Origin of the sequence: Streptomyces marianii (assembly GCF_005795905.1) — a bacterium.
Lineage (GTDB): Bacteria > Actinomycetota > Actinomycetes > Streptomycetales > Streptomycetaceae > Streptomyces > Streptomyces marianii.
The window spans coordinates 623,828-641,986 of sequence record NZ_VAWE01000001.1 but is presented as its reverse complement, the minus strand read 5'-3'; the positions used below and the strand labels follow the sequence as shown (position 1 = coordinate 641,986).

General features: G+C 68.7%; 15 protein-coding genes and 1 pseudogene. 8 read left to right on the top strand and 8 right to left on the bottom strand.

Annotated features, from left to right (window positions below):
- The first annotated feature begins 190 nt into the window (after window positions 1-190).
- Together FEF34_RS02930 and FEF34_RS42490 are read left to right on the top strand one after the other, a co-directional pair.
- Entirely contained in the window at window positions 191-2,113 is a 1,923-nt protein-coding gene (locus tag FEF34_RS02930; protein ID WP_138051722.1) for a CASTOR/POLLUX-related putative ion channel, read from the top strand.
- Between the two features lie 257 nt (window positions 2,114-2,370).
- A complete protein-coding gene (locus tag FEF34_RS42490) occupies window positions 2,371-2,892 on the top strand; it encodes a transposase family protein (protein ID WP_234042241.1) in 522 nt (173 codons plus the stop codon).
- 220 nt (window positions 2,893-3,112) lie between these two features.
- Here FEF34_RS42490 and FEF34_RS02920 read toward each other — a convergent pair whose 3' ends face one another.
- Complete coding sequence (locus FEF34_RS02920) at window positions 3,113-3,958, bottom strand: endonuclease I family protein (RefSeq protein ID WP_138051721.1); 846 nt, start codon at window positions 3,956-3,958, stop codon at window positions 3,113-3,115.
- 449 nt (window positions 3,959-4,407) lie between these two features.
- Between FEF34_RS02920 and FEF34_RS02915 the strand changes: the two genes are divergently transcribed.
- Window positions 4,408-5,217: a S1 family peptidase gene (locus FEF34_RS02915; protein WP_138051720.1), complete on the top strand. Its 810-nt coding sequence runs from the start codon at window positions 4,408-4,410 to the stop codon at window positions 5,215-5,217.
- Between the two features lie 277 nt (window positions 5,218-5,494).
- Here the strand turns inward: FEF34_RS02915 and FEF34_RS02910 are convergent, their stop codons facing one another.
- Window positions 5,495-6,025 carry a MarR family winged helix-turn-helix transcriptional regulator gene (locus FEF34_RS02910; protein ID WP_138051719.1) on the bottom strand — a complete coding sequence of 177 codons (531 nt, stop codon included), beginning with the start codon at window positions 6,023-6,025 and terminating at the stop codon, window positions 5,495-5,497.
- Window positions 6,026-6,336: 311 nt separating this feature from the next.
- Here FEF34_RS02910 and FEF34_RS02905 point away from each other — a divergent pair, with 311 nt between their 5' ends.
- Window positions 6,337-7,095: a DUF4142 domain-containing protein gene (locus FEF34_RS02905; protein WP_171052795.1), complete on the top strand. Its 759-nt coding sequence runs from the start codon at window positions 6,337-6,339 to the stop codon at window positions 7,093-7,095.
- Window positions 7,096-7,287: 192 nt separating this feature from the next.
- Here FEF34_RS02905 and FEF34_RS02900 read toward each other — a convergent pair whose 3' ends face one another.
- The 3 genes from FEF34_RS02900 to FEF34_RS02885 all read right to left on the bottom strand — a co-directional run bounded on the left by FEF34_RS02900 (window position 7,288) and on the right by FEF34_RS02885 (window position 11,084).
- On the bottom strand, window positions 7,288-8,025 hold the full coding sequence (locus FEF34_RS02900) for a flavodoxin family protein (protein ID WP_138051718.1): 738 nt from the start codon (window positions 8,023-8,025) through the stop codon (window positions 7,288-7,290).
- A gap of 709 nt (window positions 8,026-8,734) precedes the next feature.
- The gene (locus FEF34_RS02890; RefSeq protein ID WP_138051717.1) at window positions 8,735-9,175 is read right to left on the bottom strand and encodes a hypothetical protein; all 441 of its coding nucleotides are present in this window, start codon (window positions 9,173-9,175) and stop codon (window positions 8,735-8,737) included.
- A 202-nt stretch (window positions 9,176-9,377) separates the two neighbouring features.
- Window positions 9,378-11,084 (bottom strand): IS1182 family transposase, encoded by a 1,707-nt coding sequence (locus tag FEF34_RS02885; RefSeq protein WP_138057246.1) that lies wholly within the window; start codon window positions 11,082-11,084, stop codon window positions 9,378-9,380.
- 101 nt (window positions 11,085-11,185) lie between these two features.
- On the opposite strand from FEF34_RS02885, the pseudogene FEF34_RS02880 reads away from it, so the two are divergent.
- From FEF34_RS02880 to FEF34_RS02870, 3 genes and pseudogenes are all read left to right on the top strand, one after another.
- Window positions 11,186-11,728: pseudogene (locus FEF34_RS02880) on the top strand (DUF817 family protein); the annotation flags it as partial.
- A gap of 139 nt (window positions 11,729-11,867) precedes the next feature.
- Window positions 11,868-12,395, top strand: a complete 528-nt coding sequence (locus tag FEF34_RS02875) for a DUF6328 family protein (protein WP_138051716.1) — start codon at window positions 11,868-11,870, stop codon at window positions 12,393-12,395.
- Between the two features lie 134 nt (window positions 12,396-12,529).
- Complete coding sequence (locus tag FEF34_RS02870; protein ID WP_138051715.1) at window positions 12,530-13,489, top strand: lytic polysaccharide monooxygenase; 960 nt, start codon at window positions 12,530-12,532, stop codon at window positions 13,487-13,489.
- A 242-nt stretch (window positions 13,490-13,731) separates the two neighbouring features.
- Here FEF34_RS02870 and FEF34_RS02865 read toward each other — a convergent pair whose 3' ends face one another.
- The 3 genes from FEF34_RS02865 to FEF34_RS02855 form a co-directional block, all read right to left on the bottom strand.
- Window positions 13,732-14,289, bottom strand: coding sequence for a PE-PGRS family protein (locus tag FEF34_RS02865; RefSeq protein ID WP_138051714.1), 558 nt, complete (start codon window positions 14,287-14,289; stop codon window positions 13,732-13,734).
- A 458-nt stretch (window positions 14,290-14,747) separates the two neighbouring features.
- Complete coding sequence (locus FEF34_RS43595) at window positions 14,748-15,290, bottom strand: hypothetical protein (protein ID WP_138051713.1); 543 nt, start codon at window positions 15,288-15,290, stop codon at window positions 14,748-14,750.
- Window positions 15,291-15,456: 166 nt separating this feature from the next.
- On the bottom strand, window positions 15,457-15,981 hold the full coding sequence (locus FEF34_RS02855) for a hypothetical protein (protein ID WP_234042240.1): 525 nt from the start codon (window positions 15,979-15,981) through the stop codon (window positions 15,457-15,459).
- A gap of 667 nt (window positions 15,982-16,648) precedes the next feature.
- On the opposite strand from FEF34_RS02855, the gene FEF34_RS02850 reads away from it, so the two are divergent.
- Window positions 16,649-18,109 (top strand): IS1380 family transposase, encoded by a 1,461-nt coding sequence (locus FEF34_RS02850; protein WP_234042239.1) that lies wholly within the window; start codon window positions 16,649-16,651, stop codon window positions 18,107-18,109.
- Window positions 18,110-18,159: the final 50 nt, after the last annotated feature.

Here is an 18,159-nt window from a genome sequence, read left to right as displayed (position 1 = left end):
TGATCAAACCAGACGATCCAGGCACTCGCCGGGGCCCTGGCGGACTCATGGCAGTAGTCCCGAGGGTGCCGATCGGTGATCAGGGCGCGATACTGGCCAAGCAACGCTTCTGCCTTCCAGGCACAGAGAGGGCGAATAGGGGTTGCGCACCGAACTTCGCTCCGGCCCAGCAGATTGGAGAGGGCAGGGGATGCGGATCTTCACATCGAAGAAGCTCACACTGAGGCGACTACATTATCATGTGGAGACGTTTTTTGTCAGTCATGGCTTTATTGTGCTCTCTCTGGCCCTGGTCGTCATATGCATAACCGTTACCATCATATTCAGCTCCCTCGTGGCCATCACATTTCCTACCGGAGATGGATTCTTCTACGACTGGACGAATCAGTCACTGGTTCACATTGCTGAACTATTTCGATTGAGCCGCCCTAAATTGTATGACGAGAAATGGCAGACGCGGATCATAGAGATATTCATCGGAATGATTCAACTGCTTTTCCTGAGCTCCATGATAGGCGTGATAAACTACAGGGTTCGTTCACGTATCCTGGATTACCAAAAAGGGAGGTCTCAAGTAATGGAGGGCGGTCACGTTCTCCTGCTGGGATGGTCCGAGTTCGGGTTCAGAGTCATTTCAGAGCTGCTTGCGGATAAGCAGCCGCATTCGATCGTCCTCCTTGCCGACAAGGAAATCAATGAGAAGGTTGAAGATAGAATACGCAGCCGCCCGTCAGGGTTTTCGTCCAAGAAGCTGATTTGCCGCGTTGGAGACCCATCGCGCAGGTCAGACCTGGATCTGGTCAGCCCTGCAACGGCCCGATCGATCATTCTTATGCCGCTTGAAGGCCCCCGCCTGCTGAAGACCCTTCTGCACCTCAGACAAATCGAGATCGAGAAAAGGGTGGTCGTGCACACCCGTGTTGCAGTGTGGGATATGGAGACCGCGGAGATGCTACAACTCGCGAGCGACGAACTGCAGATCATCCGTCTCAATGATCGCCTCTCTCGGATCACTGCGCGTGCGCTCCACCTTCCCGGTTTCCCTGACTTCTGTCGAGAGGTTCTAAATTTCGCAGAGAATGAAATATACGCGAAACGCGACCCGAACGTGAACGGACTGCAGTTTGGGAGCATAACCCGCAGGTACAAACATTCCACACCCATAGGACTGCTGAGTGCGGAAGGCCACATTGAACTCCCGCCTGCGATGGGTACCGAGATACGCAACGGTGACAAGATTATCTTCATATCCAGGGAAGGAAGTCGCGTATATGAAGACATCGACATCTCCTCAAATTTGCCGCGCACTCGTAACATTCCAATCGACCGAGATGCCTCTGCGGAGGGGTTGATCGACGCCGGCGCGCACTCAAGTAGAATACTTGTCATTGGATGGAACCAGCGTGCGGGTCCCCTTCTCGATCGTCTCGATAAGTCGACGAGCAGAGATTCGATGATCAATGTCGCCTTTCAAGGGGATGGGGATTGGAGGAATGACTCCGGAGAGAGTGAAAGACCGGCTCGGTCATCACATGGGGCAAAAGTTTCCCGTCTGGATGTAGATATCTCACAGTTGGATGATCTCGACGCTTTGCCCATGGAGGGCTATACACATGTGATCCTGCTTGCCGAAGAGGGTTTGGAACCGAATGAAGCGGACTGCCTCACGCTTGCTAGGCTCATGAAGCTCTCCCATATAGAAGAATTTCGGGGGGCAAAGATCGCAGAGATGTATGAAGTGACACAGATCGACTACCCCGCCATTTTTGGCGCCGTCGACATCGTGGACCTCAACTCCCTGTCGGCCGGACTCATATCGCAGATCGGCAGCCATGCCTACTCTTATAGAGTTCTCGGAAAGCTGATGGATGCGAAAATTTTGTACGCATCCCCTTCATCACTCCTCACCGACACACCTTTTCCGCGGGGCGGAATATACTTTTCCTCGATAATTGAGCAGGCCCAGGGGAGCGGATGGATCGCCATGGGATACTTTAAATCGGATGAGATGGGGCGGCCCCCGAGTTTTGGAGTCCACCTCAATCCGGACAAGGATGTCAGGATTGCTTTCCAGGAAGACGATCGAATCATTCTTCTGGCTTCTCGGTACTGAGGTTGAACTCGCGATGACGGCTGGTCGTGACAGTTCGTGATCCCTGCGGTATGCCGGGTTCATGAGGTACGCGCAGGGAGGCGGGCTGACGCCGAAGGGGCAACAGGCGCTGCGCGGAGTGCTCGCCGTACAGGGCAGCTGCAAGTTCCCTGGTCGTGTGGTGAGTTCGGGTAGCCGCCGGTTGGGGCGGATAGAGGTGCAGGCACGGGCTTCGTGATCATCGTGGTGTCTTAAGCCCGTTGATCACGAGGTGGCCCGTGCCTGCCGCTGTATCTTCTCCCATCCCTGCTGTCCTGCTGAAGCTGGGTCCGTTGGGCCCGGGGCAGACCGCCGACCTGCGCCCGTACTTCGATGCGGTGCCCGATCCGCGCTCGCGGCGGGGCCGGTGGTACTCGCTGACGGCGATCCTGCTGGTCTGCGCCTGTGCGGTCGTGTCGGGCGCGCGGAGCATCGAGGAACTGGCCGAATGGGGTGCGAACGCCTCCAGCGGACTCCTGACGGCCATCGGCATCCGTTGTCACCCGCTCAGATGGCGGCGTGCTCCCTCGCCGGCCACGATCGGGCGCGTGCTGGGGGCGGTGAACGGTGATGCCCTGGACCGGGCGGTGGGCGCCTACCTCGCGGACCGGCACCGTGGCGTGGCCGAACAGTACGCGTCGGGCGGCTTCCTGGTGATGGCCGATCCGGAGGGGAACGAGTTCTGCGTCATTCCGCCCGGCCCGTTCGACCTCGACGACGACGGGCGCACGGACTACCTCGTCAATCAGGGCTCTTCGTGACCGCGCTCAGGGCGCAGGTGCCCGACTCGCATGCGCGCCGGGCACCGTCCGCTCCAGACGAGTGTGCTGCCCCCTCTCCGCCGGGCCGGGCGTCGAAGGGCCCGGTGCAGGCGGGACGGGGGCGGCGGCGACAGCCCGGTGGGAGAACGGCCTGTCGGACGGAGGCGACTCGCCGGCGAAAGACGCTCACCGGCGATCGGCGATCACCGGCGACCAGTGCTCATGACTGCTCCCATATCTCGTCCACCCACTCGGGGTGGTCTATGAACGGGTTCCGGTTGTGCTGGAACTCGTCGAACACGGTCTGGTTGCGCTTCTTCTCGAAGTCGTCCGGCGGGTCCTGCTGGTTCCACTGCTTCAGCACCGACAGCCGGCCCATGTGGGGCGCGGACCCGTTGTCGACACTGTCGTTGGGTTCGAGGTCGGGGACGCCGTCGTCCCCGTCGTAGCGGACGGCCATGTAGAGGATCATGCGGGCGACATCGCCCTTGACCTCGTCGCGCGGCTCGAACGAGTCGCTGTCGGCACGGTTGCCGGGGGCCTCCTCGACCTCCTCACCACCGGTGTCGAAGTCCTTGTTGCCGCGCGTGCTGTTGACGGTGACGTCGGTGGGGCGCAGATGGTGGATGTCGGTGCCGGGACCGACATCCGTGCCGAAGTCGCCGTGGGACTTGGCCCATACGTGCTCCCGGTTCCAGTCGTCGGTTCCGGATCCGTTGGTGTCCTTGCTCTGCGACCGGCCGCTGTAGAGCAGGATCACGTTCGACGGGTTCTCCGGATCCTCGTCCGTGGCCTTCAGCGCATCCCAGACCTGGTCGTAGGTGAGCCGGGTCTGGTCGCTGACGATGGCGTGGAGGGCCTCCTTCAGCTCCGGACCGGTCTTGCCCAACGCGTCCTTGTAGTACGTGTCGTCGTACGCGCCCACCGCTCCGGCGGTCCGGGCGGGAGTGGAGGCGGGGGGCGCCTGGGTGGCCATCGCGGCCGCGGGAGCGGCGATGGCGGTGGCTGCCGCGGCGACGACGGCAAGCTGCCACGGTTTCCGGCGCTTGAGGCGGTGGGTGGACATGTGGGGGGTGTCCTCTCCCTGTTCGGGCGACCGGCGGATCACTCTCGTACACGCCGGCGCAAAGCAACAGTTGTTCGAACACGGAGCTTTCCACGGGATGGCCGTCACCGCGTGGACAGACTGCGCTCATCGTGTGCCGACACCGTGAACACCGCGGAGGACGCGGCCGCTACCCATCCCCCAGCGGGCGAATCCTGCGTTGTGCCGATGGGCAACAGCACCGGACAGAAAGGGTGTTGGACCGACAACGCTCTTGATGCCCGCGTATCACTTCCACATAATCGCTAGGCGCTCTGCGAACTCATCCCCCACTGGGTTCGGACGCACAACCGCCTGCTGCCGTCGCGCAACGGCCGTACGCGGGTGCACCGCCACGCCCTCCTCGGCGTGGTGCGCCGATTCTCGTGGGCCGGGCTCGGGACGCGTATCCCCCCACGAGAGGAAGTACGTTGACCAACTACCTCAAGCACCTCAAGCGCGCCACCGCTGCCGGCGCCGTCGCCCTCGCCGCCGTCAGCCTCCAGCCCGGCTCTGCCCTCGCCGCCTCCGAACCGGCCCCACCCGGTGACCTGGGCGCGACCGTCGTCGGCGGCACCAAGGCCGATCAGGGCGAATTCCCCTTCATGGTGCGACTGTCCATGGGCTGCGGCGGCTCGCTGTACACCCAGGACATCGTGCTGACCGCCGCCCACTGTGTCGACGGAAGCGGCCCCAACACCGGCATCACCGCGACGGCCGGGGTGGTCGACCTGGAGGACCCCGACGCGGTCAGCGTGAAGTCGACCGAGGTGCTGCAGGCGCCCGGCTACAACGGCAAGGGCAAGGACTGGGCGCTCATCAAGCTCGAGCAGCCGATCGACCTGCCGACCCTGCCGATCGCGGCGGACGGCGAGCTCAACAACGGCGAGTTCGACATAGCCGGATGGGGTGCCGACAAGGAGGGCGGCAGCCAGCAGCGGTACCTGCTCAAGGCCAAGGTGCCGTTCATCGACGACACCGCCTGCCAGAACGCCTACGGCGACCAGCTGACCCCGGGCGAGGAACTCTGCGCCGGCCTGCTGGACACCGGCGGGGTCGACACCTGCCAGGGCGACTCGGGCGGTCCCATGTTCCGCAAGGACGAGGCCGGAGCCTGGACCCAGGTCGGCATCGTCAGCTGGGGAGAGGGCTGCGCCCGCCCGGGCAAGCCCGGGGTCTACACCGAGGTCAGCACGTTCGCTGCGGACATCAAGACGGCCGCGGAGGGTCTGGGAGGCTGACCCGGCGGGCGGGGCGAGGTGGTTCGGGCCGGGCTCGGCCGTCTCGCCGCGGACCGGGGCGCCGCCTTCGGCGGGCGCCGAAGGAGCGGACCGGCCGCCACGCGGCCGGCGTCGCGGCCCGTCTACCCGGCCACGCATCCGCGGGCCCCCGCGCCGAGCGCCTTCCACTCGGCGCGGGGGCCCGACCGCCGCAAGGGTGCTCCGCGCCGGAGCCCGCTTCCACGGCGAGGCGACCGACCTGCCGGCCGCACGGCGGGCGCCTCCGGGACCCGGTGTATCAGTCTCCCCGCAGTAGCGGCGCGTCCGTCCAGCCCAGCGGGTACATCGCGCTGTCCGCGGCCGGTGCGCACGGTTCGCGTCCCGCCTCGTTGAAGGAGGTGAGCGCGTCGATCAGGGCGGCGCGCCGGGCGGGGGCCATCCGCGTCACGATCGTCTCGATCTCCCTACGGCGTCTGCTCGTGACGTCCTCGACGAGGACGCGGCCCTCGTCCGTCAGCCGCAGCACCGTCTCGCGCCGGTTGGCCGGGTTCGTGCGGCGGTCCGCGAGGCCGGCCGTGATGAGCCGGTCGATCATGCGCATCGCCGTCGAGGGATTGACTCCGAGTCGCTCGGCGAGCACGACGAGCTTGGCCGGCCCGTGCATGGAGAGCATCACCAGCAGTCGGAGCTGGGGCAGCGTCACCCGCTCCTCGACCGCCGCCAGGGACTGGGCGGAGACGGCGACGAGCAGCCTGGACGCGGTCAGTACGGCGCGTGTCACCGCCTCGACGTCGTCGAAGCGCTCCGCGGACTCCCCCGTGTCGGCCATACCCCTTTTCTACCCTGCCCCGTCGGCCCGCCGTACCGCACCCCGGCCGTGACCGAGCGCCGCCCGCGCGCGGGACGGGCCACCGCGGTCATGTGCCCGGGCCGCCGAGCTGTGTCCGGTGTGTCGGGCCGTGTCCGGTGTGTCGAGCCGCGGGGGATTCCCCTGCGCTCCCGCGTCCGCCGGAAATCACGGCGAACGACTGAGCACAGCGGAGCCCGTGTCCGTACTGCCGGCTGCGTGCCGTGCCAGCCGCCACAAGAGCTCCCGGCGACGTGAACGAGAACGAACACCCTGCCGAACCGGGAGGCATCATGAGTCCGAGCCGACGTGCAGCCGAATCCGGGATCCCCCTGCTGACCCTCGGTGTCGTCGTCGCGGTGTGCGCCGTCATCGCCACCGTCCTGATCGTGACTCGCGGAGGCGAGGGCGACACGTCGGCCGCACCGTCCGCCGCCGGGGTCGCAGCTCCGGGCGGATACGGCCAGAACGCGGGGGCGGGATACGGGCATTCGTCCGGTGTCGGTCATGCGACCGGCGCGGAGGACGACGGCTCGACGGACGGCGCGGGAGGCGCTCCGGCGGGGCCGCAGCCGGTGACCGAGGTGGACAAGACGTTCCTCGTCAAGGTGCGTCAGGCGGGCCTGTGGGAGATCCCGGCGGGCCGGCTGGCCCAGACGAACGCCGCGAGCGAAGCCGTCAAGCGCGCCGGTCTGCATCTACTGGACGGGCACAGCAAGCTCGACCAGCTCGTCCGCGAGGACGCGAGGATCCTGGGTGTGCCGCTGCCGGAGGAGGCGACGGCCGAACAGCAGGACTGGGTGAAGCAGTTGGAGAACGCCCGGGGAGCCGAGTTCGACCGGCTCTTCGCGAACGTCCTGCGCTCCTCGCACGGAAAGATCTTCGCCACCATCGCCGAGGTGCGGGCGGCCACGCAGAACGACCTGATCCGCCGTCATGCACGGCAGGCCAACCAGACGGTCCTGGACCACATGGAGGTCCTGGAGGACACCGGCCTGGTGGACGGTGCCACGCTCGCGGAGGTCGAGAAGTCCGTCGCCCCGCGCCAGTGAGGGCGGCACCCGGGCGGAACAGTGCCCTCCAGTCGGTTCGCACGGCTCTGGCGTTGCGGTTTGTCCTATGCAATGATTCGAAGCGAGGAGGGCCCGGCGACGGGCCGGTCCACGCCTGGGAGCTGGGGTGCTGGCACGGTGCGCAGCTGACCACGGCATCCGGCGCGTCGGCGGAAGCCCTCCTCGCCAGGTCTACCGGTGTTCGGGGTTCGGGGAGTCGAAGCGACACCCCGCGTCCCACTCCGTGCGCTGATTGCCGTGCGCGGGAATGCCGCCCGCCCGTTTGAGCAGCGCGGCCAGGTGCAGCAGATTCCACGTCATGAACGTGGTGTTGCGATGGGTGAACTCGTTCTCGGGTCCGCCCGAACCGGGGTCGAGATAGGAGGGCCCCGGCCCGGCCTCGCCGATCCAGCCCGCGTCGGCCTGCGGCGGGATGGTGTAACCGAGGTGCTGGAGGCTGTAGAGCACGTTCATGGCGCAGTGCTTGACCCCGTCCTCGTTGCCGGTGATCAGACAGCCGCCGACCCGTCCGTAATAGGCGTACTGCCCCTTGTCGTTGAGCAGGCTGGAGCAGGCGTACAGCCGCTCGATCACCTGTTTCATGACGGAGCTGTTGTCGCCGAGCCAGATGGGACCGGCGAGGACGAGGATGTCGGACGCCATCACCTGCTCGTAGAGCGCGGGCCAGGCGTCGGTCTCCCAGCCGTGTTCGGTCATGTCCGGCCACACCCCGGTGGCGATGTCGTGGTCGACGGCGCGTACGACGTCGACGCGGACGCCCTGGCGTTCCATCAGGGTGCGGCTTCTCTCGACCAGACCTTGGGTGTTGCTGGTCTCGGGTGAGCGTTTCAGGGTGCAGTTGACGAAGAGTGCGCGCAGGTCGTCGTAGCGAGCGGACGGCGCTTCGGAGCCGGACGGCTGAGTGGTCACGAGGTCCTCCTGTGGGTACTCCGCAGTGGCGTCGACCGGGGTGCGGAGCGTCCATCGTGCTCGCGGGGCCCATCGCCGGGCCGCTGCGGCGCCGCGGTCCGCCCACGATCACTCCGACGGCCGACGCCGCGTTTCGTCCCGGGACGGGTAGGCCCGCATGTTCAGGAGTCGCGTATTCGCCGTAGCCGTCGGCCGATCGTCCCCCTGTGTCGGTGCTCTGCGGCCGACCGGGACCCAATCGCCTTGCCGCGGACGAAGCACCACCAGCTCGCGCAGGTGCAGATGGAGGCCCTCCGCTTCTCGAAGCGCGCGAGGAATGCGTCCCATTCCTCCTCAGCGGGGGTTCGATGCTCAACTCCGGGCCGGTGGTCCTGCGGCGGGCGATGAAGGCGCGATGGGCCTCGATGGTCTCGGCCGGGTAGACGGCTCATGCCGGCATTTCGTGCGAGGGGGCTGGTCGCCGCGCACCGGCAGGTGGATCATTGCGCGTGGTGACGTGCCGGCGCCGGGCGCCCTCGGAGACCCTCTGGAATCCCACTCCCGGCCGGCGCCCCGCTCGAGCCACACATAAGGGCCCGTCCTCGCCGCGACAGGCCTCCCCAGGAGCTCGCCCCAGAACACCGCCGGCCGTTCGGGGTCCTCGCAGCCGATGACGGGGTCCTTGATCGTCAGTCGGGGTTTCGACACATGGTGATCCTGGCAGACGCCTTCATACCGGGATGTGGCGGGCGATGAAGCGGCCGACGCAGTTCCGTTCGGCGATGACGGGCAGGACGCACAGACCGATGAAGCCCGTGCCCGCGAACAGGGCCGACCGCAGATAGAGCTCGTACATGCCCGTGCCCTCGCGGATGAGCTCGTAGCAGCTCGTCGCCATCATGGCGCCGAGCACACACATGCCGGAGAACATCAGCACCAGGAGAGCACCGCCCAGCGCGTACGGCCAGTTGCGGTTCCGGGCGGGGCCACGGGCACCGATCGTGGCTGCGGGCCTTGCGTGCTCTCCGGGCTGTCCGCCCTCTGCGTGCTCTCCGGGCTGTCCGCCCTCTGCGCGCTCTCCGGGCGACAGCGCGGTGGCCGTGGCGGGCCGTCGCGGGACGTCGGGGCCACCGACGCGAACCTCTGTGCGGAAGTTCATCGACGTGTACATGAGCCATTCACCTGCAGTCATCGCGGTCCGGGAGTCGGAGGCAGAGGCGATGGCCGCCGTGTCTTCCGGTGCCGAGCGCCTCTGACTCCAGTAAGACCGAACGGACGGCTGCTGTCCCGAGACGGGAATTCGGGGCTTGACACCACCGGCGGTCGTGCTCGGCGCATCCGCCGACCGACTCTGTTGCGCAATTCGTGGCGGGTCATGCGGTGAGCTGGTAGGCGAGGCGTTCGAGTCGGCTGGAGCGGGTGCGCCGGAGAGGGCTGTCGGTCCAGTACGCGTCGAGTCGGATCACGTTGATCGCGGTGGCGGAGAAGGCGTGCTGGAGGCGGACTTTCGGCAGGCCGCGGTAGCGGGCCTGGCGGATGTCGGTGATGTCGAGGGCCTGGTTGATGGTGCCCTCGACGCCTGCCCGCAGGGCGTATTTGTTCTTCCAGGTGTTGGTCTGCTGCTCGGCGCGGGCCCGGGCGAGGTTCTCGTGAAGTTCCTGGGGTCTGAGGGTGAGCATGCGGCGCCCGGGTTTCGAGGTGGTGCACTGCTGTTGGAAGGGGCAGTCGCGGCAGGTCAGGACGCTGAAGGTGATGACGATGGCGTCCTTGCCGTGCTGTTTGACGGGGTTCCAGTGGGAGCTGGTCTTCCCGGCGGGGCAGCGGACCTGGCGGGTCTTCCAGTCGATGGTGAAGGCGTTCTTGGCGAAGCCTTCCGCGGCCTTGGCCTGCGCGGAGTGGTCCAGAAGGACCGGGGTGACCATGCGGATACCGTCCTTCATGGCCTTGGTGATCAGGTCGGCCGACGGGTAGCCGGAATCGAGGTAGTGCTCGGCCGGCTTCACGCCGTGCCCGGCGAGCTTGCGCTGGATCGGCGCGGTCGCCTTCACGTCCGGCACGGTCGCGTCGGTCGTGTGCACGTCGGTAATCAGATTCGGCTGCACCCCTGCTACCGCTTCGGCTTCGGCTTCGGCTTCGGGGAGTGTGCCGCATGTTTCGGTGAGGTGGACCTTGTAGCCCAGCCAAAACAGGTCCTCGCCTTTGGCAGCCCAGCGTGCGTCGGTGTCGTAGGGGGAGGCCAGGCGGAGTTGGCCGGGCGGGACGCCGTCGTCGGCGTCCCGCTTCCTGATCACCTGCCGTCCCCGCGTGTCGCTGCGGATGGTGTAGGTCTGCACGAGGACCTGCCGCAGCAGGCCCACGGCCTCGATCTCACGGATCCATACCGGGGTATCGGCGGCCCAGGCCGCCCGGCATAAAGCGAGGGCGTCCTGACCGAAGACCTGGGCGAGGCGGTTGCGCTTGGTCTGCGAGGACGGCATCCGCCAGCCATCCACCCGGGGCCCGTACCGCTGGGCGAACTCCGCCACATCGATCCGGCCGGCCAGCCACGACGGCGCCGCAGTCGCGAGGGCCTCCAGGGCCGCCCGCACGCTCTCCCCTGCCAGCTCAAGACGGTTCAAGTCCCGCACCGCACTGATCACATGGGTGGAATCAGTACGCTGCCTGCCTCCGTCCCCCACCAGGCCGGCGTCCTTGCAGTGCTCAAGGAGCCGGTCGAAGACCACCCGTTCCATGCCGTTGTCCGCGAGCCGGGCCCGGAACCTGGACAGCACACTCGCGTCGAAACCGGTGTCCGTCAGCTCCATCCCGAGCGCGTACTTCCAGTCGATCGCCCGCACCATCATCGCCGCGGCCTGCCGGTCGGTGAGGTCCTCGCAGTACTGCAGCACCGTGACCAGCGACAACACCCCCGGCGACAGCCCCGGAGCACCCCGCACCCCGAACGCCCCCGCGAACGGCTCATCAGCGAAAATCCCCGCCAGACGGTCCCGGGCCCGTATCGCCAGGCTCCCCTTCGGGAACGCCGCCCGAGCCACCCTCACCGTCTGCTCCGGGATCTCCGGCAGCCCCACCGGCCGCATCGACACCCGCCCCACCTCCACGGCCGCACGGCACGAAAGCGACCCAGAGACGATCATCACCGACCCGGCCCCACCCCCGCAGCGAATTGCGCAGCAGAGTCTTCGAACTGGTCAAAGTCCGCATGGGCTCGTGGAGCTACCCCGAGGCAGCGGTGACCAAGATCGCCGGCGTGCCGTTGTACGGCGGGTTCATGTACGCGGCCGTCGCGAGTTACGTCTGCCGTGCCTGGCGCCTGTTCGATCTGCGCTTCACCGGCTACCGCGCCACGGCGACCGCACTGGTCGCGGCGGCCGTCTACGTCAACTTCTTCTCCCACCACTGGCTGCCCGACCTCCGCTGGCCACTCGCGGCGGCGATGGTGGCCGTCACCGCCGGAACCTGGGTCGGTTTCACCGTCGGTCCCCGGCGCTACCGCATGCCGCTCGCCGTGGCTTTCGTGCTGATCGGCTTCTTCCTCTGGGTCGCCGAGAACGCCGCGACCTACCTCGGCGCCTGGAGCTACCCGCACCAGCTCCGCGGCTGGGAGCCGGTGGCGCTGACCAAGTTCGGCGCCTGGGCGCTGCTGATCAGTGTCACGTTCGTGCTCGCCGAGCGTCTGAGGAGGGTCGGTGGGGGAGATCGGTTGACGAGTCAACCGATCTGAGTATCCGAGGGCCCGTGATCCGCAAGGCGCCGACCCGGGAACCGCGAGGCACCACCACGAGAGCGTGGAGGCCCCGACGAGCGGAATCCGCCGTCCGGGGGTACATATCCGTCACACCCCTCGTCGAGGAGGACAGCCCATGAGCGGTGAACGCGTTCCGGACGCGGGCAGGCGGCGGGACGGCCGGAAGGAGACGGAGGACGAGCGGGCCGACCGCCGGTGGCAGGACCTCATGCAGGAGATACGCGTCGTGCAGACGGGCGTCCAGATCCTGTTCGGCTTCCTGCTGACCGTGGTGTTCACCCCGATCTTCCAGCGGCTGGAGCAGACCGACAAGACCATCTACATCGTGACGGTCATCCTCGGATCCCTGGCCACCGGAGCCCTCGTCGCCCCCGTCGCCTTCCACCGCATCGTCTCCGGGCGGCGGATCAAGCCGCAGACCGTCACATGGGCCTCACGCCTCACCTTCACCGGAATCGTGCTGCTGCTCGCCACCCTGATCGCCGCGCTGTTCCTGGTCCTGCGCACGGCGACGCACGACGGCTTCGTGCCCTACCTGGTGGCCGGCGTGCTCGCCTGGTACCTGCTGTGCTGGTTCGCCCTTCCGTTCTGGGCCCGCACGCGCTACACCGCGGACGCGGCCGTCGCCGACGACGACGCATAGCCGTCCGCTCGACCGCCGGCCTCGACGTCGCGCCGTCCGTTCGCCGCGTGCCGGGCGCCGCCGCGGACCGAGATGAACGCCGAGCCCGCCGGGACCGTACTCCCGGGCACGATCCCCGGGAGGTCCGCCCAGCGATGCCGTTCATCCACCGCACAGCCGCGGCCGCGGTCGCGCTTCTCGTCGGCGCGCCGCTCGTCCTCGTCGCGGTCGGCGCCGCCCCCGCCGCCGCCCACGGCGCTCCCACGGATCCCGTCAGTCGGGCGGTCGCCTGTGGCCCTGAGGGCGGCCGTACGGAGTCGGCCGCCTGCGCCGCCGCGGTGGACGCGGGCGGGCGAGCGGTGCTCGAAGAATGGGACAACATCCGCGTGGCCGACGTGGCGGGCGACGACCGCCGGGTGATCCCCGACGGGCAGCTGTGCAGCGCGGGCATCGGGGCCTACCGGGGTCTCGACGCCCCACGCGCCGACTGGCCCGTCACCCGTGTGGAAACGGGGGACCGGTTCACCCTCACCTACGCGTCTACGATCCCGCACCGCGGCACCTTCAGCGTGTACCTCACCAAGGAGGGTTATGACCCGAGTACGGCGCTGACCTGGGACGACCTGGAACGCGAACCGTTCCTCAAGGCCACCGACCCGGTGCTCCGGGACGGCGCCTACCGTATCGAGGGCTCGCTTCCCGCCGCCCGGACCGGCAGGCACGTGCTCTATACGATCTGGCGGAACTCCGACACCCCCGACACGTACTACTCCTGCTCCGATGTGCTCCTGACAGGTACCGGTACCGGCGCCCGTTCCGGCGGCGACTCCGGCAGCAGCGGCGGAGGCGCAGAGGACGACGACACGGCGTCGGACGCCTCGGGCGCCCCGGCCCCCCAGGACCGGCGGGCGACACCGGGCGCCGGCACCGGGACGACGGATGAGAAGTCGCCGGCGGTCGCCGCCTCATCGTCCTCGGGGAGCGCGGCGGCGCCCGGGACGGCCCCGGTCACCGAAGCCCCCGGCGGACTCCCCGCCACGGTCGTGGGAGCGGTCGCAGCCCTGGCGCTCGCCGGCGCGGCCGGGGGCTACTACCTGCACAGGCGCCGCCCGTAGCGTCCCGGCCGTCGGGGTGCGCCGGTCCACCGGGGTCGGCGGAGACCGGCGCACCGGTGTCTCGCTCCTGCACCTCCAACGGGTCGGAGGCCCAAGGACACCGCCGGGGCAGAGGCCGTCCGCGCGCCCCGTCGACGGCTCCGGGGTCCCGCAGACCCCGTCGGCCGGGGCCGGACCTCCGGGAGAGGCCGCGCGATTCCGCGGGGCGTACGCGGCATCGGGCTGACGTCCCGCCCGCGACGTCAGCCCTCACCGCCGTCGCCGCCACGGCCGCCCGCGCCGCTGGTCTCGCAGCCGATGCCGATACAGAGTCCGCCGTCGCCCCCCGTCCCGCCGGAGCCGCCGTCGCCCTCACCGGCCGCGTCGCCTCCGCCCCCGCCGTCGCCACCGGTGACGCTGCCGTGGCAGATGCCCGCGCAGATTCCGCCGTCGCCACCGTCCCCACCGTCCTGGCCGGAGTCGCCGGTGGTGCCGTTGCCGCCGTTGGCGCTGCCGTTGCACAGACCCGCGCAGAACCCACCGTCCTCGCCTTCCGAGCCGTTGGCGCGGTCGTCGCAGTTGCCCACGCACGCCCGGTCGCCGACCTGGACATTGCCGTCGTCGCCCAGTTCGATGTCGAAGGGACCGCCACCGTCGCCCGCGGGAAGACGTGCGGCAGCCTGTGGTGCCGTCGGCACCGCCGACTGCGGGGCAGCCGGTGCAGCCATCGCGGCAGGGGCCATCACACCGGCACCGAGCAGCCCGGCCGCCACCACCAGACCGAGCCGACCGGCCCAAGAACCCACACTTCCGAATCGCATGAACATCCCCTTTCTCCGGAGAAACGCCGACCCTCGATCCCGCATACGGTTCCGTGCCGCTGTCTTTCCCCGTCGAGTGATGCGAGCGAAAGACGGAAGGAATCGGAAGGGCCGGCTGTGTTGTGTGCATCAAGTAGGCCGTGCCGTGCCCGGTGCCGTCACGCCGCGAGAATTCGGAGCTTGACGCTTTTCCCGACCCGCGGTAATGGGGGCCGTGCCAGGGCATCGAAGCGAATCGCCGGCGTGCGCGGGAGTGTGCGGCCCTTGCGGGCGCGCGGATGCGCCGGTTCCGACAGGACCGGGGGTGCGGGCGGCCCCACGCCAACGGCCGGCCCGCCCGGGCCACTTGACCCGGGCGGGCCGGCCGGGGCCGAACCGTCCCTCCCTGCGCGCTCGTTCTCTCCGGTCGCCGAACCGGGTACCGCTCGCCGTGCGGTAGGGGGGCAGAGGCCGGCCGCCTACTTCATCAGGGCCGCCCAGTCACCGTCGAGGACCTGTTCCTTCCAGGATTCGACCTCCTTCTTCGAGACGTCGTACTTCTCGGCGACTTCGGCGGTCGTCGCCTCGTCGGCCAGCAGAGCAACCACGATCCGCACCTTGTCCACCACCGAAAGCTCGTCCTTCGATTTGTCGGGCAGTTCGCCGAACTCCTCGAAGTCCTTGAGGTCCTTGAGGTCCTTGAGGTCCTTCAGGTCCTCGAGGCCTTCCAGGTCCTTGAGATCACCGAGTTCCTCCAGGTCCTTGAGGTCCTCGGGATCCGCACAGCCGGGCCGGCCGGGCTTGCCCGGCTCACCAGGCTTGCCGGGCTCGCCCCCCTTGCCGCCCTCCCCGCCCTTGCCGCAGTCCTCGGCGGGCCCGCTGCCGAGGACCGCGGCATCGACGGAGAGGCCGGTGCCCCGCGCGGGACTCTGCGGCGCCTGAGCGGCGCACGCGGCCCCGGTCGCGACTGCCACCGAGGCCACCGCCAGAACGATCGAACGTTTCCAGATTTTCCTGGACATTGGGGGATGCTCCATTCCAAGACAGATCAAGACGAGGGAGGGTGGGAGAGTTCAGGACGAGAGAAGCGGTGCCGCCCCCGTTCCGTGCACCGGCTCACACCCGGGGTGGAGGCCGGGCCGGCCTCCACCCCGGGTGGCGGCCGCGGGTCGCCATGGGCGGGGGCGATCAGAAGATGCTGATGCCGCCGTCGCCGCCCGCACCGCCGTCGCCGGCCGGGCCGAAGACGCTGTCTCCGCCGTCGCCGCCGCCGCCCCCTTCGCCGCCGTCACCGAAGACGCTGTCTCCGCCGTCACCGCCGTCTCCGCCGTCGCCGCCCTCGCCGAAGACGCTCTCTCCGCCGCCCCCGCCTCCGCCCCCGCCTCCGCCGCCGCCGAAGACGCTGTCTCCGCCGTCACCACCGCCGCCCCCTTCGCCGCCGTCACCGAAGACGCTGCCCCCACCGGCACCACCGGAGCCGCCGGAACCTCCGCCGCCGAAGACGCTGTCGCCACCGGCACCACCGGCGCCGCCCGCACCACCGTCGGTGACCAGCGCCGCGGGCGCCACGGGGTGGGCCGTCGCCGGGGTCGCGGCGGCCGCGGGGAGGGCCACGGCACCGGAAATGGCGGCAGCCGAGGCGAAAATCACCGCCAGGCGGAAACCTCGGCGCCTGGGACGCTCCTCGTTGTGGTTGTGAACGATACGTGTCATCGAACTACTCCTCTTCGTGCCGAGAATGAGTGGCCTCCCCGGTCGGTCCGGGAGGAATTCCGGAGCGGACGATCGCCGGGAATTCCCGGCGTGCTTCGTTTCCGCTGCGGTGTGCTGCGCCTCTCCGTCCGGCGAGGCCCGCACCACAAGTAGGCCGGAGCTAAGGGGGCCCGGTCTCGTTCCGAACAATCGGGACTTGACGCAATCCGAAGGGGCGGGTAAAAGCGGCGGCCTGCGACCTGGCGGATGTCTGCACCGGAACGCGGAGCCTCGATGCCGGTCGTGACGAGCGAGGCCGGGGCACCCGGACGGGGGCTCGGCGCCACCGGGCCCCGGTGGTGCCGGTGACGGACCGGCACCACCGGGTTCTGAACGCGGAGGCGCGGGGCGCGGGCCGGGCGATGGCGGCATGGCGGCGTACCGCCGGTGCGACGGGTTCTTGGTGCCGTCACTGGAAGCGACGGCACCGAGAACCCGGGACCACCTGGGTCGGAGCCATCGGGTTCGGCGGCGGCGTGCCGGTCTCAGACGACGCCCAGGCCGGCATGGACCTCATGTATTCAGCTACGGCCGTGACTTGATGCCCCGACAGAAGAAGGGTGCCTGCCACCTGCGATGATCTGGATTTCCTAGATCAAAACCGTCGCAGAGAAGAGACACCCAACAGGTGCAGGCTACCGAATGGGATCACCGGCTTGCCGTGCGGGCCGATGGCAAGAACCTGACCGGCCACGCGGGCGTGGTGCTGCTGCGGAAGGTCGCCGACCGCGTCGGCCTGGCCACCGTGCTCAGCGCGGCGCTGCCGAAGGGCACTGGGCCTGGCTGGCGTGACCGGGGCATGGCGCTGGTCCAGCTGGCCTGCGCGATCGTGCTCGGCGCGACGAACATCCTGGAAGCCGAGCAACTGCAGCACCACTGGAAGAGCCTGTTCCCGCGGCCGGTCTCGGACAGCACCCTGCGCCGCACTCTGGAGGCGATCGACGGTCCGGTGGCGGCGCGGATCGAGCGCGTGCGCGCCGTGGTCCGGCGCATGGTGTGGACCCTGCTCGCCCTGCGCCCCGGCGGCTTCCCTTGGATCGCGGTGTGCGGCAGAGAACTCACCGGCTGGTACGTCCTCGACCTCGACGCCACCATCGTGACCTGTAGCAGCAAGAAGGAGGGTGCGGCCGGCACCTTCAAGGGCAGCTTCGGCCACATGCCGCTGGGAGCGTGGGTGGCCAACACCCGCGAGTGTGTCGCCATGCTGCTGCGACCCGGCAACGCGCCGCCGAACGATGTCGACGACCACAAGAGTGTCCTGGCCTCGGCGTTTCGGCAGCTCCCGCTGCCGCTGTGGTCGAAGCTGCTGATACGGATCGACGGCGCGGCCTTCAGCCACGACGTCCTCGGCCACCTCCAGAGCCTGACCACCAGCCGGCGCCGGGTGCGCTGGGTGACCGGCTGGGCCATCAACGACGCCGACGAGAAGGCCATCGCCCGGCTGCCGGAGAAGGTGTGGACGGCGGCGCTGCGGCAAGACGGCCAACTGCACGAGATCAAGGGCCCCGACGGCGAATGGCTGTCCTACCAGGTCGCTGAGCTGACCGGGGTCCGTGACCTGACCGGCTGGCCCGAGGGGATGCGGTTGATCGTGCGCCGGGTCAAGCCCTCGCGCCGGGATGCGAAGAAGCTGACCGCCTTCGAGAAACGCACCGGCTGGCGCTACCAGATCGTCGCCACGAACATCCCCTCCCACCAGGGACTTTCCGGGGTACCCGGCTCCGGCCAGGTCTGGTTCGTCGACGCCCTGTACCGCGATCACGCCGAGGTCGAGGACCGCGTCAAAGCGATCAAGCGGGTCGGCCTCGGGCTGCTGCCCTCGAAATCCTGGCAGTTCAACGCCGCCTGGGTGCTGGCCGCCACGCTCGCCGCCGACCTCGACGCCTGGACCCGGCTCCTCCTCCTGCACGACGAGCCCGAACTCGCCGCCGCCGAACCGGAGACGATCCGCAGGAAGCTCTACCACCTGCCCGCCCGCCTCACCTCCCACGCCCGCCGCCGCACCCTCCACCTTGACCGCACCTGGCCCTGGGCGGCAGCGTTCACCGCCGCCTGGAAGCGAGCCACCGAACTCCCGGCCCGTACCTGACGACCGGCCACCACCCCGACGACACCGGAGAGGAGAGGACCGCAGCACCC

Excerpts from the sequence above, each read along its gene's own strand:
- FEF34_RS02930 (WP_138051722.1), top strand. The coding sequence starts at position 191 with ATGCGGATCTTCACATCGAAGAAGCTCACACTGAGGCGACTACATTAT.
- FEF34_RS02920 (WP_138051721.1), bottom strand. The coding sequence starts at position 3,958 with ATGTCCACCCACCGCCTCAAGCGCCGGAAACCGTGGCAGCTTGCCGTC.
- FEF34_RS02910 (WP_138051719.1), bottom strand. The coding sequence starts at position 6,025 with ATGGCCGACACGGGGGAGTCCGCGGAGCGCTTCGACGACGTCGAGGCG.
- FEF34_RS02905 (WP_171052795.1), top strand. The coding sequence starts at position 6,337 with ATGAGTCCGAGCCGACGTGCAGCCGAATCCGGGATCCCCCTGCTGACC.
- FEF34_RS02890 (WP_138051717.1), bottom strand. The coding sequence starts at position 9,175 with ATGTACACGTCGATGAACTTCCGCACAGAGGTTCGCGTCGGTGGCCCC.
- FEF34_RS02885 (WP_138057246.1), bottom strand. The coding sequence starts at position 11,084 with ATGCGGCCGGTGGGGCTGCCGGAGATCCCGGAGCAGACGGTGAGGGTG.
- FEF34_RS02875 (WP_138051716.1), top strand. The coding sequence starts at position 11,868 with ATGAGCGGTGAACGCGTTCCGGACGCGGGCAGGCGGCGGGACGGCCGG.
- FEF34_RS02870 (WP_138051715.1), top strand. The coding sequence starts at position 12,530 with ATGCCGTTCATCCACCGCACAGCCGCGGCCGCGGTCGCGCTTCTCGTC.
- FEF34_RS02865 (WP_138051714.1), bottom strand. The coding sequence starts at position 14,289 with ATGCGATTCGGAAGTGTGGGTTCTTGGGCCGGTCGGCTCGGTCTGGTG.
- FEF34_RS43595 (WP_138051713.1), bottom strand. The coding sequence starts at position 15,290 with ATGTCCAGGAAAATCTGGAAACGTTCGATCGTTCTGGCGGTGGCCTCG.
- FEF34_RS02855 (WP_234042240.1), bottom strand. The coding sequence starts at position 15,981 with ATGACACGTATCGTTCACAACCACAACGAGGAGCGTCCCAGGCGCCGA.